This is a genomic window from Billgrantia zhangzhouensis (genome assembly GCF_021404465.1).
GTDB classification, from domain to species: Bacteria; Pseudomonadota; Gammaproteobacteria; order Pseudomonadales; family Halomonadaceae; genus Halomonas; species Halomonas zhangzhouensis.
This window is the reverse complement of the sequence record NZ_JABFTT010000001.1, coordinates 211762-226741: the sequence shown is the minus strand read 5'-3', so window position 1 is coordinate 226741 and position 14980 is coordinate 211762. Positions and strand designations below refer to the sequence as shown.

Sequence of the window (14980 nt, the reverse complement as noted above, 5' to 3'; positions counted from 1 at the left end):
TGACAAAGCGCCTGCGGGTGCTTTTCTGTTGTCTGCCGGGCATGGTGAGTAGCCCTCGGCGGAGGCTGACCTGATCGACGATACGTGGCAAGGTGCCTTTTCTGTGTGTCAATGTAAACGCTTTGCGTCAAAATGACGGCTCACACTACATATGAGCCATTGCGTGATGTCTTCAGAAGCGACCGATTTGGCGGCGTTGGAGCGGTTTTTCGAGAAACTGGCACTGCTTCCCCCGCCGAAGCCCCCTACTCCCAATCTGTTTTCCGAGGCGGGGCCGAGGACGAACGAGAACCGCCTATCGGACCTGATGGCCTTCTTTATGGGCGGTTATCCCGGCTCGCCCCATTGGTTGGCCAAGGCCGTGTTGCATGCACTCGTACGTCAAGGTGGCTTCGATTACGAACATCTACAGCGAATCAACTGGGAAACGGTCACTACCGAGCGGGAAGTGGGAAGCTGGAGTGCCGAGAGCGAATCGACGAAACGCCTGGACCTGGTGGTTTCGGGAAACGACTTCGTTTTGGGTATCGAGCATAAAGTGTGGTCGTCCGCGAAATATAACCCGTTCAACGTTTATGATGACTTGCTGAACCGTCGTGCGACTCAAGTCTACAAGTGCATCCTGCGCCCGGACGATTCCGAGGAGGATGTTCCAGAGTATGCAAAAAAAGCAGGTTGGGTAGTGCTTCCCTACTCGACAATATTGAAGTCGGCTTACGAACTGTATGGGCAAGATGTCGCGGCATTCAATCAGACGAAATGGCAAATCTTCTATCAGGAATTGTTGCAGCATCTCGAAGCTATCGCCCACCCGAAGGAAGCAAAGACAATGACGGAAGAAGAGCTGGATTTTTCGCTGAAGCACTTCAACGACCTGTACGAAGCCTCTCAACGTCTGGATAAATTCGAGCAGGAGTTGATGGCGGAAGGCAAAAGCCTTATTGCTGCTGCGTTGCAGATAGACACCAGCGAGCTTGGCACCAATAAAAAGCCGGAGGATTGGGGAGAGCAGACAAGGGTATGGCGCTTTTTCCCTCATACTTGGGGTGCAAATAATGGTAAAGGCTCTCAGATGTGCTTGATTTATTACCCGTCAGCAGAGTCAGAAGGCGATGAAAGCATCGGTTTCGAGGTGCGGGCGTATTTGGAAAGTCAGGAAAGCCACGACCCTTGGCTGCAAGAAATCGAACAGACCTTTCTGAAGGTAACGCCTGTCACCAAACAGCCGGATTATACTTGGTACAGAGATGGTGGGTACCGAGATGGCAATGACAATGACACTTGGTACGAAATCAAAGGACGCTGGTTAGCTTTGAGTGCTTGGCCCCGCGAGTACACCAAAGCAGGCGCGATGCAGGCACTGGGCGATTTGGCGAAGTGGGTGGATGACAACGCTTTCCCGAAAAATCCTTAGCGAGCTGCCAACCACTTCTGTATCGCTGCCAATGACGCCTCGCTTGGCGAGGCGTTGCAATAACCACGTGCTTCTTGCAGCCCCCATTGGCCGCCTTGCGGAGCCAGCGCGATGGTCAGCGCTTCGGGCGCTTGCATGTGGTAAACAAACACTTGGCGTGCGGCGACTTGTGCCGCGTAACTGCCAATGCAGTGATGCATTCGCTTGCCTTCGGCCAGCAGGGCGTCCCAGCTTTCCAGCGCGACGATATCGGCATTGCCGGGAATGGGTGCCTCGGGATAGTCGCCATATTGCAGGGCCAGTGCAGCGGCGCGGTTCCCCCGGTTCAAGGCATTGAAACGTCTTACCTCATCATCATGTAGTTGCTGCAATGCCTGGGGATCGCTGGCGCGGTGGAGCTGGGTGCCGTTGGGCGCAAGGCGTTGAATGTCCACCACCATGCGCTGTAGCCAGACGATTTGGTGCAATGGCGTGTCCGGCTCGATCATCTCCAGCAGCTTCGGCCAGGCGGCGGGAAAGCGGTTCAGGAACCACAGATGATTGAGACTGGGGCGGTCGAGATGCCGCAGTAGTGCCAGGGCGTCGGGCTGTTGCAGGCATTGCCGCACGGCGTCCAGCTGCCAGCTCGTGAGCGGTGTCAGCGGAATACGACGCAGTAGCCGAGCAAGGGAAGCGGAGCCGGGCAGGCCGATGGTTTCCAGCAGCCGGGCGCGCTTGCCGGCAAGCCAGGCCGCCAGTTCGGCTTGTTCAATATTCACCCGTTGCGCCCACTCGAGGGTGAGGCTCAGCAGTAGCGGGCAATCCTCGGCCAGTTGTTGCGCGGCGGGCAGACAGGCGCAGGCCTGGTAGAGGGCATAACGCAGGAAAGGTGCGTTATCGGCCAGGGAGACGAGTTCCGGCGGTACGTTTTGGTCGATGGCGTCGTCTTGGGCAAGCAGGAATTCCAGAGGAAGACCGGGCGATTCGAGAAAGCGGCTTTCCGCGATGATGGCGCCTTCGCTGACGCTTCTCCAGGCGAAGGGACTGGGGCCGTACCAGCCTTGAATCTCAAGAATCAGCGGATAACCCAGCTGCGCGGAGAGATCCAGCGAGTGCCATGGAGATTCCTGCGGCGTGTACATGGATGATATTGCCCATGGACTCAACATTGACCGCGATTGCATGCCAGTGCCCAACCGATGGCTCCGGCGCGACGGACTCGCGACGCCGGAGCCATCACCGGGGTCATACCGATTCGGGTAGGTAGCCGCCCTCCTGCATCACCTGAGCGTATCCCTCACGGTAGCTGGGATAGCGGAACGCATAGCCCGTCGCACGCAGGCGGGCGTTGTCGCAGCGCTTGCTCGAGCGCTTGCGCAGCGGCGCCTGGATCACCTCGGTGGGCTCCACCTTGAGCTGTGTCGCCAGCCACGCCATGACTTCGTAAAGCGGTTCCGGCGCGCTGTCGCTGGCCAGATAGAGCGTATCGAGAGGCTGGCCAGACGCATCGAGACCGATCAGGTGAGCCAGCACGCCGGCACAGTCGTCACGGTGAATGCGGTTGGAGTACATGGGCGGCGTTTTTGGCGCGATGCGGCCCTCCAGAACCTGGCGGATCAGGCGATCCCGGCCCGGTCCGTAGATCCCGGAAAAACGCACGACCGTACCGGGAAGCGAACTCTGCTGGAGGGCCTGCTCGGCCTCGCGCATCAGTGCCCCGGCGAAGCCCGCCGATTCCGCAGGGGTCTCCTCGTCGACCCGCTCGCCCTCCTTCTGGCCATAGACGCTGGTGGAGGAAACGAAGAGCAGCCGCTTCGGCGCCTCGTTGCGTCCCTCGTAGGTGCGTAGCACCGCCTTGAGGCCATCGGGATAGGCGGCCCGATAGGCGGCTTCGTCGAAGCGATCGGCGCTCAGGATATAGACCACGTAATCCACGTCGGGCAGTGCTGCCAGGGCCTCTTCATCGTGCAGGTCCAGCGGCAGCGGCTCGATGCCGCTTCCCTCCAGCGCCTTGGCGCTGCGGCGCGCGCCAATCACTCGATGGCCGGCCTCCAGCAGCTCTCGGCCCAGCACCATTCCGATGTCACCACAGCCCAGAATCAGTATCGTGTTCTTCAACTTTCTCTCGCCCCCTGATAAAAAGTCCCTATTGAAAGTCATCTATCGTCCGAGAGGATGCCCACAGGGCACCAGACATGACTCTAACAGAACTTCGCTACATCGTAACCTTGGCGCAAGAGCGCCACTTCGGACGGGCGGCCGAGCGCTGCTTCGTTTCCCAGCCCACCCTGTCGGTGGCGGTCAAGAAGCTCGAGGAAGAGCTCGGCGTGGCGCTGTTCGAGCGCTCCAAGTCGACCGTTCAGGTCACGCCGCTGGGCGAGAAGATCGTCGAGCAGGCGCAGCGCGTGCTGGAACAAAGCAGCGTGATCAAGGAACTGGCCAATGCCGGCAAGGATCAGCTGGCGAGCCCCCTGCGCATTGGCGCGATCTATACCATCGGCCCCTACCTGTTCCCGCACCTGGTGCCGGCGCTGACACGCAGCGCCCCGCAAATGCCGCTCTATATCGAAGAGGGCTTCACCGCCAACCTGCGGCGCAAGCTGCGCAGCGGTGAACTCGACGCCATCATCATTGCGTTGCCGTTCACCGAAACCGACGTGGTGACCAAGCCCCTCTACGAGGAGCAGTTCGAGGTGTTGATGCCGGCCGACCACGCCTGGGTCCAGCGCGAGTTCATCGACAAGGAAGACCTGCTCAAGGAGCGCCTGCTGCTGCTGGGAGAAGGTCACTGCTTCCGCGATCAGATTCTCGAGGCCTGCCCCGCCATCAGCCAGCAGCTCAACAGCCCGAGCAACACCCTCACCGCCGAGGGCGGCTCGCTGGAGACGATCCGCCACATGGTCGCCTCGAAGCTCGGCATCACCGTGCTGCCGCGCTCAGCCATCGGCACCGGGCACTACGAAAGCGGGCTGCTCGCCAGCCGGCCGTTCAAGGCACCGGCCCCATCGCGTACCGTGGCGATCGCCTGGCGCGCCAGCTTTCCACGGCCCAAGGCGATCGATGCGGTGACGGATGCCATTACCAAGTGTCACGAGGCGCTTCCCGAGCCGGCATGAGCGACCTCGACGCGCCGGTCACCGCCCTGAAGGGCGTCGGGGAAGCGGTAGCCGTGAAGCTGGCACGTCTGCGCGTCGAAACCGTGGCCGACCTGCTTTTTCATCTACCGCTGCGCTACCAGGACCGCACCCGCATCACACCGATCGGCACCCTGCGGGCCGGCCACGAGGCGGTGGTGGAGGGCGAGGTCTCGGCCAGCGACGTGGTGAAAGGGCGTCGTCGCAGCCTGCTGGTGCGGCTGCGCGATGGCTCCGGCATCATCAGCCTGCGCTTCTTCCATTTCTCCCCGGCACAGCAGCAGCAGTTCCGCCCCGGCACCCGAGTGCGCTGCTTCGGCGAGGCACGAGCCGGCGCCACTGGGCTCGAGATCTATCATCCCGAGTATCGCCTGCTGAGCGTCGACGTCCCGCCGGTGGAAGATCATCTGACGCCGATCTATCCCACCACCGAGGGACTCAATCAGGCGCGCCTGCGGGCACTGATCGAACAGGCACTGGCCCGCCTTGACGAGGCCCCCGAGGCGCTACCCGACTGGATCGGCGAAGCGCTGCGCACGCGCTTCGGCTTGCCTGAGTTGCACCACTGCCTGCACGTCCTCCACCAGCCTCCCCCCGACGCCGACCCCGACCGGCTCTCCAGCGGCAAGCACCCGGCCACGCGGCGTCTGGCACTGGAGGAACTGCTGGCCCATCGCCTGAGCCTGCAGCAGGTACGCCTGAAGATTCAGGAGGACGGTGCCCCGGCGCTACCCAGCGGGCGCGGACTGCAGGCACGCTTCCTGACCCATCTACCGTTCTCGCTGACCGGCGCCCAGCGCCGTGTGCTTGACGAGATCGGGGCGGATCTGGCCCGCGAGGTGCCCATGCTGCGGCTGGTGCAGGGCGACGTCGGCTCGGGCAAGACGGTGGTGGCCGCCATGGCGGCACTGGCGGCGATTGCCGGCGACTGCCAGGCGGCGATGATGGCGCCCACCGAGATACTGGCCGAGCAACACTACCGTATGCTCAAGGCGTGGTTCACGCCGCTCGGCATCGAGGTGGCGTGGCTGGCTGGCAAGCTCAAGGGCAAGGCACGGCTCGACACCAAGGCCGCCATTCTCGACGGCCGCGCGCGGATGGTGGTGGGAACCCATGCGTTGTTCCAGGACGACGTGCACTTCCAGCGCCTGGGGCTGGCCATCGTCGATGAGCAGCACCGCTTTGGCGTGCACCAGCGCCTGGCGCTGCGCGAGAAGGGCGAAGCCGGCGGGCTCACACCGCACCAACTGGTGATGACCGCCACGCCGATTCCCCGCACCCTGGCGATGAGCGCCTACGCCGACCTCGATGTCTCGATCATCGACGAGTTACCGCCAGGGCGCACTCCGGTGAAGACGGTGGTGGTACCCGACGAACGCCGCCCCGAGGTGGTCGCGCGCATCCGCCACGCCTGCGCCGAGGGCCGCCAGGCCTACTGGGTCTGCACCCTGATCGAGGAGTCCGATGCGCTGCAATGCCAGGCCGCCGAGGCGACCCGCGACGAGCTCACCGAAGCACTGCCGGAGCTTGCCATCGGCCTCGTGCACGGGCGCATGAAAGCGGCCGAGAAAGCCGCGGTAATGGATGCCTTCAAGGCCGGCGAACTCGACCTGCTGGTGGCCACCACGGTGATCGAGGTGGGGGTCGACGTGCCCAACGCCAGCCTGATGATCATCGAGAATCCCGAACGGCTGGGGCTCTCGCAGCTGCATCAGCTACGCGGCCGGGTCGGCCGCGGCACCAGCGAGAGTTTCTGCGTACTGCTCTATCATGGGCCGCTGTCGGCCCATTCCCGCGAGCGCCTGGCGGTGATGCGCGAGACCACCGACGGCTTCCGCATCGCCGAAAAGGACCTCGAACTGCGCGGTCCCGGCGAGGTGCTCGGCACGCGTCAGACAGGGCTCGCTCAGATGAAGATCGCCGACCTGGAGCGCGATGCCGATCTGCTCGAGCGCGTCGCGCCGTTGGCCGAGGCGTTACTGGCCCGCCATCCCGAGGCAAGCCGGCCGTTGATCCGCCGCTGGCTGGGCGAGGAGGCGGGGCGCTACGGGCAGGTATGAGCCCGGGTCATCGCGTTGGTGCCGCGGGCGCCGCAGCAGTCGAAGGTTCATCGCTGACGACCAGCCGATTGGCGGCCTCGGTCAGTGGCGCCAGTTGGCGGACGAGCAGCTGCAGCTGCGTGCGCAGCGGCGAGTAGCGCTCCTCTTCCCCCTCTTCCGGCACTTGGGGCTCGAATTCAAGCTCCTGCGTCAGCGCAGCGCGCAGCGCTTCCCCGTCGCCCATCGCTTCGCGCCGAGCCAGGCAATCCGCCAGCTGGCCCAGATAGTCCGCCACGCGCTGTGCAACGCCCAGCAGCCGATCGGCTCCGGCGTCTTCCAGCCGGTGGCGATGTGCGCCGAGCGCCGAGAGATACCCCAGCAGGGTGTGGGACGACACCAGGAAGCGGAAGCCTTCGTCGGCATCGCGACGGCGGTAGTGTTCAGGCTCCTGCAGCAGGTTGGCCAGCATCGTCGACAGCGCGGCGTCGGCATTATGGGCGTTACGCCGCGCCAGCCGGTAGGCGAGGTCGTCCTGCTTGCCGCTCTGGTACTGCTGCAGGATCTCCTCCAGATAGCGACGGCTGGCGGTGAGCGCGCTGGCCGCCTCGCGATGCAGGCGCCTGCCCTGCCAGTCGGGCAGGATGAAGAATACCGCCACACCGGCAATCAGCGCACCGATCAGGGTATCGAAGAGCCGTGGCCAGATCAGGTCGAAGCCGTCACCGACCTGGTTGAAGCTGCACAGCACCAGCAGGGTGATGGCGGCGGTAGCAATCACGTAATGCCTCTCGCGCATGGCGAAGAAGGTCACCCCGGCCGCCACCGCAATCAGCGTCTGCAATAGCGGGTGCGGGAACAGCGTAATCGACGCCCAGCCGACTACCAGCCCGAGCACGGTACCGGCGATGCGCTGGGTCAGGAAGCGCCGGGTGGCGGCGAAGTTGGGGCGACAGACGAACAGCGTGGTCAATAGGATCCAGAAGCCCTGGGTGGGGTGAATCAGATGCAGCAGGCCGTAGCCCGCCAGCAGGGCGATGGGCAGGCGAATGGCATGACGGAAGGTAGGCGAAGCCACCGTCAGGTTGAGCCGAATGCGCTCCCAGGCATCCTTGATGCTGCCGGGCGAACGATCGAACAGGCTGACGTCGCCCGGCGCATCGTCGGTGTCGGGGTTGTCGGCCGAGGCCAGCTGCCCTTCGAGGGTGGCAAGGTTGTCGGCCAGGGCCGCGAGCGGATGCATCAGCTCGCGCCAGGCCGGGTTGCGCATCGCCCGCAGGTGCTCGATCGAGGCACGCAGATCGGCGAGTGCCAGCTCGCTCTGGTCATGTTCGAACGGACGGTTGAGCAGCAGCGCCTTGCCCAGCCGCTTGCACGCCTGGCCCTGCTGGTCGAGCAAGCGCTGGCAGCGGAACAGCACGTCGTGGTGGAAGAAGGCTTCGGTCAACTGGGCATAGGGGTAGTGCGACGAGCTGGCCCGCTCGTGGATGTCCTGGGCGATGAAGTAGATGCGCAGGTAGCGATTGAGCTTGCTGCTGCCGTGCTGCCCCTCGATCCGGCGGAAGAGCATCTCCTTGGCCTGGTTCATCGCTTCCACGACCTGGCCATTCTGCCGCGCCAGCGCCAGGCGCTGCGCCTCGACGTCGACACCGCGCAGCGGCTCGAACAGCGTCGACTTGAGAATCAGGTACTTGCCCAGCTCGCGGTAGAGCCGGGCCATACTTTGCTTGACCGGCTGGCGTGAGAAGAGCGCACACCACACTACCGAGATCGCACCGTACCAGGCCGCCCCCGAGAGAATCAGCAGTGTCTGGCTCCAGTCGTCCTGCTGCGGCACGCCGCCATGGTGCTCGATCGTGATCATGGTGTAGAGCGACAGGATCAGCGTGCCGGAGGCAATGGTGGCGTAGCGCTGCCCGATGGCACCCAGCATGATCAGCACGAAGGTTGCGCCTCCCAGGGCCAGGGCGAACAGCCACGGCCAGGGAAACAGCCAGCGCACGACGAGAGAGGCAGTGGCAAAGCAGAGCAGCGTGACCGCCAGCGCCTGCAGGCGCCCCTGCCAGCTGTCGTCGGTCTCCGACAGGGCGCTGGCGATGATGCCGAGGAACAGCGGGATCACCAGCCCGATGTCGGCCAGTGCCCAACTCAGCAGCAGCGCGCCGCTGAAGGCGAGGAACACGCGCAGGCTGTAGGCGAATTTGTCCAGCGTCCACAGACGCCGCAGCGACAGGGAGAGCGAAGTCGGCATGGATGCTCGGCTTATTGTTGGATGGCCACGATCATTCTACTCGACACTCGACTTTCGTATAAGCCCAACGCCTTTGCCGGCGCCGGGCACCTCGCGCCGGCCTGGAACGCCGGGCATCGCAACGAACGTGCAAAAAATCAGAACATAGGCCGCCTATCATTGGAACACTCTCCTTTCGATACTCGGAGGTGTCCCATACCACGACAAGGACAACTCCATGGACATGAAACTGCTACTCGACTGGCGTCTGCACCTGACGGTGGTGCTGGCGTCGCTGCTGGCCGAAGCAATCGGCATCCTGCGCATACCTCTCGGTCCCGGCACGCTGTTGCTACTGCCGCTGTTCTACGCCTTCCTGATCGGCGTGCTGCTCAATCCGCACCTGTTCTCGGGCATGCAGCGGATCATTCCCAAACGGGTCAGCAACGCCGCCGGCCCGCTGATCATGATCTCCATCCTGCCCTTCATCGCCAAGTTCGGCTCCACCATCGGCCCGGCCATCGAGCAGATCATCGCCGCCGGCCCCGCGCTGATCCTGCAGGAGCTCGGCAACCTCGGTACCATGCTGCTAGCGCTGCCTTTCGCCGTGCTGGTGCTGCGCATGGGACGCGAGGCCATTGGCGCCACTTACTCCATCGCCCGCGAACCCAACATCGCCATCATCTCCGACAAGTACGGCCTGAGAAGCCCCGAGGGAATTGGCATCATGGGGGTCTACGTGGTGGGTACCATGTTCGGCACCCTCTACTTCGCGCTGATGGCCGGCTACCTGGCCTCGCTGGACGTGCTCGACATCCGCGCCCTGGCCATGGCCTGCGGCGTGGGTAGCGGCAGCATGGTGGCGGCCTGTTCCGGCGCCCTGGCCGAAGCCGCGCCCCATCTGCGCGACGAACTGTTGGCCTTCTCCGGCGCCAGCAACCTGCTGACCTACGCCACCGGTCTCTACGTCTCCCTGTTCATCGCCCTGCCCGCGGCCGAATGGCTCTACAAGCGTCTGGGCGGCGCCCCCCTGCAGGAGGTTCGCCATGAAAGCTGATACCACTTCCGCACTGAACGCCGAGGCTCTCGAGGAGCTGCGCCCCGAGCAGCAGCTCGGCAAGACCGCCCTGTTGCTGGCTGCGGTGTGCGTAGCAGCCTGGTTCTCGAACATGATCAACGGCGCCCCGCTGCTTCAGGCGTTGCCCGGCATGATCCTGCTCTACGTCATGGTCATGATCGGCTTGGTCATCGGACGCTTCGCCCCGTTCTACCTGCCCAGCGTGGCCTGGGTCTCGCTAGTCAGCATCGTCATGACGCTGCCCTTCTTTCCCGGCAACGGCTGGATCGTCGGCCAGCTCGCCCATGTGAATTTCCTCGCCGTGGTGACGCCGGTACTGGCCTATGCCGGCCTGGCACTGACCGGCCGCGAGTTCACCATGTTCCGCCAGACCGGCTGGAAACTGGTGGTCGTCTCGCTGCTGGTGTTCACCGGCACCTTCGTCGCCTCGGCGTTCATCGCCCACCTGATTATCTGAGGAGCCGCTCATGGATGACCGCCTGCTGCCGACACCCGAGCGCCTCACGGCCTGGCGCCACGACTTCCATCGCCACCCGGAAACCGCCTTCGAGGAGCATCGTACCGCCGGGCGCATCGCCGAGCTGCTGCGCCAGGCCGGGCTCGAGGTCGTGACCGGGCTGGGCGGCGGTACCGGCGTCGTGGCGATTCTCGACGGCAGGCGCGGCCCCGGGCGTGCCATCGGGCTGCGGGCTGACATTGATGCACTCGACGTCGAGGAGGCCAATCGCTTCGACCACGCCTCCCTCATGCCGGGCAAGATGCACGCCTGCGGTCACGATGGGCACACCACCATGCTGCTGGGGGCGGCCTGCGCACTGGCCGCCGACCCCGATTTCGCCGGAAGGGTGGTCTTCATCTTCCAGCCGGCGGAGGAGAGCGAGGGCGGCGGCCGCGTGATGGTCGAGGAGGGGCTCTTCGAGCGCTTTCCCATGGAAGCCGTTTACGGCCTGCACAATTGGCCGGGACTCGCCGTAGGCGAGGCGGCGGTGCACGATGGCGCGGTAATGGCCGCCTTCGACGTCTTCACCTTGAGACTCAGCGGGCGCGGCTGCCATGCCGCCATGCCCCACCTCGGCAGCGACACCATCCTGGCCGCCTGTCAGTTGGCCAGCCAGTTGCAGGGGCTTATCAGCCGCGAGACGCCGCCCCACCAGAGCGCGGTACTCAGCATCACACAGTTCCACGCCGGCGACGCCTTCAACGTGATTCCGGAAACGGTGGAGCTGCGCGGCACCCTGCGCTGCTTCGATGGCGAGCTGCGCGCCTATCTGGAGCGACGCTTTCGTCAGGCCGTCGAGGCACTGGCCGGGTTCCACGACCTCAAGGTCGAACTCGACTACCAGTCGCGCTATCCCGCCACGATCAACGCGCCCGAGCATGCGGCGCGCTGCGCCGGGGTGCTCGAAACGCTGCCGGGCATCACCCGCGTGCATCGCGACCTGCCGCCGAGCATGGCTTCGGAGGACTTCGCCTTCATGCTCGAGGCCTGTCCCGGCGCCTACATCTGGCTCGGTAACGGCGTGGAGAGCGCGGCACTGCACAACCCGCACTACGACTTCAACGACGCCATCGCCCCGCTCGGCGTGGCGTACTGGCAGGCACTGGTCAAGACCCTGCTCGACGACTGACGGCGCTTTTCGCCACGGCTTTCATGGCCGCAGCGCTGCTGCGGCCCGGATCGACGCGCCTGCCAAACACGACATCCTGCATCTTCTTGAGGAACGACCATGAGAATCTGCGTTATCGGCCTCGGTCAGATGGGCGGCAACATGGCCCTGACCCTGCAAGCCGCCGGCTTCGACATCACCGGCAGCGACCTGTTCGAGAGCGCCCGCCAGCGCCTGGCCGAACGGGGGCTGCCTGTGGTCGCCCCCGACGAACTGCCACCGAGCGACGTCTACCTGCTGTCGCTACCCACCTCGGCTCAGGTCCTGGAGGTGATCGAGACCTCGCCCGGCCTGCTCGGCCTGGCGCCGAAGGGCAGTGTCATCGTCGATACCTCGACCTCGGATCCGGTGGTCAGCCGGGAGCTGGCCGCCAAGGTTCAGGCCGTCGGGCTGGCGTGGCTCGACGCCCCGGTCAGCGGCGGCCCCAAGGGGGCAGCGACGGGCAAGCTCGGCATGCTGCTCGGCGGCGAGGCGGCCACCATCGAGCGCCTGGCGCCGATGCTCGAGGCGATGTCGGCCCGCTACACCCATGTCGGCGGGCCGGGCAGCGGCCATGTGGTCAAGCTGGCCAACAACTACCTGTGCGCCGCGCACCTGCTGACCACCGCCGAGGCGGTGGCCATGGCCGCCCGCGCCGGGGTCGACCCCGCCGCCTGCCTGGCCGGACTCAACAGCGGCTCGGGGCGCAGCGCTGTCAGCGAGGTCAACTTCCCCGAGTGGATTCTCTCCGGGCGCTTCGACTCCGGTTTCACTACCGGCCTGATGCGCAAGGACCTGCGCCTGGCCCGCGACGCCGCCGAACGCCTCGATATGCCGCCAGGCCTGCTCCAAGCCGTGGTCGAGGCGTGGCACGCCGACCCCGAGCACCCCGCCGATGGCGACGACTTCAACCGTATCGCCGGCGCGCTGCTGGCCGCTGCTACCCCCGCCGAGGAGACTGCGCCATGAATCGTCTCAACCAACAGGCCCGTGAATGGATCTCGACGCTACTGGATGGCTTCGGCCTGCAGGGCGAAACACCGCTCTCCAACTGGATCGACGGCGCGCCCTGCCCGGGCGAAGGCGAGACGATCACGCTGATCGATCCCGCCACCGGCGAGGCGCTGCTCGACTACCGCGATGCCGGCCCGGCCCTGGTCGAGCGTGCCGTTGCCGCCGCCACCCGGGCACAGCAGGCGTGGATGGCACTTACCGCCAGCGAGCGCGGCCGGCGCATGAACGCCGCCGTACGCGGCCTCGAAGGCCACGAGGAAGCACTGGCCCAGCTCGAGAGCGTGGTCGCCGGCAAGCCGATCCGCGACTGCCGCGGCGAGGTCGGCAAGGTGCGCGAGATGTTCGAGTACTATGCCGGCTGGTGCGACAAGCAGCACGGCGAGGTAATCCCGGTACCCACCAGCCACCTCAACTACGTGCGTCACGTGCCCTATGGAGTGGTGGGACAGATCACGCCGTGGAACGCGCCGATGTTCACCTGCGCCTGGCAACTCGCCCCGGCCATCGCCGCCGGCAACGGCGTGGTGCTCAAGCCTTCCGAACTCACCCCCTTCACCTCGGTGGTAATCGCCCGGCTGTTGGAGCAAGGCGGCCTGCCCAAGGGGCTGGTCAACATCGTCAACGGCCTGGGGCCAAGCACCGGCGCTGCACTCACCGGTAGCGAGGGCATCAGCAAGCTGGTGTTCGTCGGCTCGCCCCACAGCGGCCGGCTGATCGCCGAGGCCGGCGCGCGGCGGCTGGTACCGAGCGTGCTGGAGCTGGGCGGCAAATCGGCCAACATCGTCTTCGCTGACGCCAGGCTCGACGACGCCGTGGCCGGCGCCCAGGCGGCGATCTTCGCCGCGGCGGGACAGAGCTGCGTGGCCGGCTCGCGACTGCTGGTTCAGCGCGAGGCCTTCGTGGAGGTGACCGAGCGGCTGGCGCGCGCCGCGGCCGGGATCGAAGTCGGCCTGCCCGGCGACGAGGCGACCCGCATGGGGCCGCTGCAGAACGCCCGCCAGTACGCTCACGTGACGCGCATGATCGAGGACGCCGTGGCCGCCGGGGCGAGGGTGATCGTCGGCGGCAACCGTCCGGTAGGATTGCCCGAGGAGGCACGGGGCTACTTCCTGGCGCCCACGGTGCTGGTCGACGTCACCCCGGAGATGGAGATCGCCCGCGAGGAGGTGTTCGGCCCGGTGCTGGTGGCGATGCCCTTCGACGACGAGGCGGACGCCGTACGCCTGGCCAACGCCACCCGCTTCGGTCTCGCCGGCGCAGTGTGGACCCAGGACCCGGCCCGCGCTCACCGGGTGGCCGGCCAACTGCGCGCCGGCACGGTGTGGATCAACGGCTACAAGGCGATCAGCGTGATGTCGCCCTTCGGCGGCTTCGGCGACAGCGGCTTCGGCCGTTCCAGCGGCCTCGACGGCCTGCGTGAGTACACCCTGCCCCAGAGCGTGTGGGTGGAAACCGCCGGCGAAGCCAGCGTGGCGATGGGCTACGGCAACGGCGTGGGCTGATCGCCGCCCGCCGGAGCGCTCTCGAGGGAAGGCGCTTCGGCGCCACGGAAGGCCTGCATCCAGCGTTGCAGATGGCGCAGCAGCAGCACGCTGGCCTTGGGCTGCTGGCGCCCAATGCGCGTGACCATGTGCGCCTGGGAACGCAGGAACAAGGGATCGTCGACCGGACGCGCCACCAGCGTTCCCGCTTCGAGATCGCGGGCCACGGCAAAGGCCGGCAGCAGGGTGATGCCCATGCCGCTGCGCACGTACTGCGCCAATACCGCCATGGAGTTGGTATTCATGCTCATGCGCGGACGCAGCCGCGCCTGGTGAAAGGCCTGGTCGACCATCTGCCGCACTTGGTGGCTGGGATCCCACATCGCCATCGGCTCCTCGCTCAGTTGAGCCAGGGTCAGGGGCTCCGCCTCTTCGGCCAGCGGGTGTTCGGGCGGGAGTATCGCCATCAGCGGCTGCGGGCTCGAGACCCAGAAGCGCAGCTGATGGTGGGTACGTTCATGAAACATCAGGCCGATATGGGCCTGTTCATCGATGATCGCCTCGATGATGCCGGAGGTGCCGGCCAGATGAATGTCGAGCTGGATACCGGTATAGCGTTCGGTAAACTCGCGCAGCGGCTTGGCGATCAGGTCGCCGACGAAACCCTCGCCCACCACCAGCGACACGGTGCCGGTCTCCAGCCGTTGGTAGGCCTCCAGCGAGGCGATGAAGCTCTCGTCGAGGGCGCCACGCCGCTCGCAGTATTCCAGCAGCATCTCGCCCACCGGCGTAGGACGGATGCCGCTACGCTTGCGCTCCAGCAGAGTGGCCCCTAGCGCCTCTTCGAGCAGATTGAGTTGCCGGCTCACCGCCGAGGGGGCAATGTCGAGCCGCGCGGCAGCCTGACGCACCGAGCCGGACTCGAGGGTGACTCGAAAGTAGACCAGCCGCTGGTGGGGAATGTCCAC

At 65.5% G+C, this 14980-nt stretch carries 12 protein-coding genes; 8 read left to right on the top strand and 4 right to left on the bottom strand.

Going from position 1 to position 14980, the window contains the following annotated elements; genetic code table 11:
- Nucleotides 1-166 precede the first annotated feature (166 nt).
- Nucleotides 167-1414 (top strand): PD-(D/E)XK nuclease family protein, encoded by a 1248-nt coding sequence (locus tag HOP51_RS01050; RefSeq protein ID WP_234272248.1) that lies wholly within the window; start codon nucleotides 167-169, stop codon nucleotides 1412-1414.
- On the opposite strand, the gene HOP51_RS01045 is transcribed toward HOP51_RS01050, so the two are convergent.
- Together HOP51_RS01045 and HOP51_RS01040 are read right to left on the bottom strand one after the other, a co-directional pair.
- Nucleotides 1411-2535 (bottom strand): PcfJ domain-containing protein, encoded by a 1125-nt coding sequence (locus tag HOP51_RS01045; protein ID WP_234272084.1) that lies wholly within the window; start codon nucleotides 2533-2535, stop codon nucleotides 1411-1413. The genes HOP51_RS01050 and HOP51_RS01045 overlap by 4 nt on opposite strands.
- A 103-nt stretch (nucleotides 2536-2638) precedes the next feature.
- The gene (locus HOP51_RS01040; protein ID WP_234272083.1) at nucleotides 2639-3511 is read right to left on the bottom strand and encodes an NAD(P)H-binding protein; all 873 of its coding nucleotides are present in this window, start codon (nucleotides 3509-3511) and stop codon (nucleotides 2639-2641) included.
- 77 nt (nucleotides 3512-3588) lie between these two features.
- Between HOP51_RS01040 and HOP51_RS01035 the strand changes: the two genes are divergently transcribed.
- Both HOP51_RS01035 and recG read left to right on the top strand, forming a co-directional pair.
- Complete coding sequence (locus HOP51_RS01035; RefSeq protein ID WP_234272082.1) at nucleotides 3589-4509, top strand: hydrogen peroxide-inducible genes activator; 921 nt, start codon at nucleotides 3589-3591, stop codon at nucleotides 4507-4509.
- A complete protein-coding gene (recG, locus tag HOP51_RS01030) occupies nucleotides 4506-6587 on the top strand; it encodes an ATP-dependent DNA helicase RecG (protein WP_234272081.1) in 2082 nt (693 codons plus the stop codon). The genes HOP51_RS01035 and recG overlap by 4 nt, the downstream gene beginning before the upstream one ends.
- A gap of 7 nt (nucleotides 6588-6594) precedes the next feature.
- On the opposite strand, the gene yccS is transcribed toward recG, so the two are convergent.
- Nucleotides 6595-8814 carry a YccS family putative transporter gene (yccS, locus tag HOP51_RS01025; protein ID WP_234272080.1) on the bottom strand — a complete coding sequence of 740 codons (2220 nt, stop codon included), beginning with the start codon at nucleotides 8812-8814 and terminating at the stop codon, nucleotides 6595-6597.
- Nucleotides 8815-9031: 217 nt separating this feature from the next.
- Between yccS and HOP51_RS01020 the strand changes: the two genes are divergently transcribed.
- From HOP51_RS01020 to HOP51_RS01000, 5 genes are all read left to right on the top strand, one after another.
- On the top strand, nucleotides 9032-9850 hold the full coding sequence (locus HOP51_RS01020) for a DUF3100 domain-containing protein (RefSeq protein ID WP_159555537.1): 819 nt from the start codon (nucleotides 9032-9034) through the stop codon (nucleotides 9848-9850).
- The gene (locus tag HOP51_RS01015) at nucleotides 9840-10328 is read left to right on the top strand and encodes a hypothetical protein (protein WP_234272079.1); all 489 of its coding nucleotides are present in this window, start codon (nucleotides 9840-9842) and stop codon (nucleotides 10326-10328) included. Before HOP51_RS01020 ends, HOP51_RS01015 begins: the two co-directional genes overlap by 11 nt.
- 10 nt (nucleotides 10329-10338) lie before the next feature.
- Nucleotides 10339-11499 (top strand): amidohydrolase, encoded by a 1161-nt coding sequence (locus HOP51_RS01010; protein WP_234272078.1) that lies wholly within the window; start codon nucleotides 10339-10341, stop codon nucleotides 11497-11499.
- Nucleotides 11500-11598: 99 nt separating this feature from the next.
- The gene (locus HOP51_RS01005; RefSeq protein WP_234272077.1) at nucleotides 11599-12486 is read left to right on the top strand and encodes an NAD(P)-dependent oxidoreductase; all 888 of its coding nucleotides are present in this window, start codon (nucleotides 11599-11601) and stop codon (nucleotides 12484-12486) included.
- Nucleotides 12483-14033: an aldehyde dehydrogenase family protein gene (locus tag HOP51_RS01000; RefSeq protein ID WP_234272076.1), complete on the top strand. Its 1551-nt coding sequence runs from the start codon at nucleotides 12483-12485 to the stop codon at nucleotides 14031-14033. Before HOP51_RS01005 ends, HOP51_RS01000 begins: the two co-directional genes overlap by 4 nt.
- Here the strand turns inward: HOP51_RS01000 and HOP51_RS00995 are convergent.
- Entirely contained in the window at nucleotides 14012-14980 is a 969-nt protein-coding gene (locus HOP51_RS00995) for a LysR family transcriptional regulator (protein ID WP_234272075.1), read from the bottom strand. The two genes, HOP51_RS01000 and HOP51_RS00995, sit on opposite strands and share 22 nt — an antisense overlap.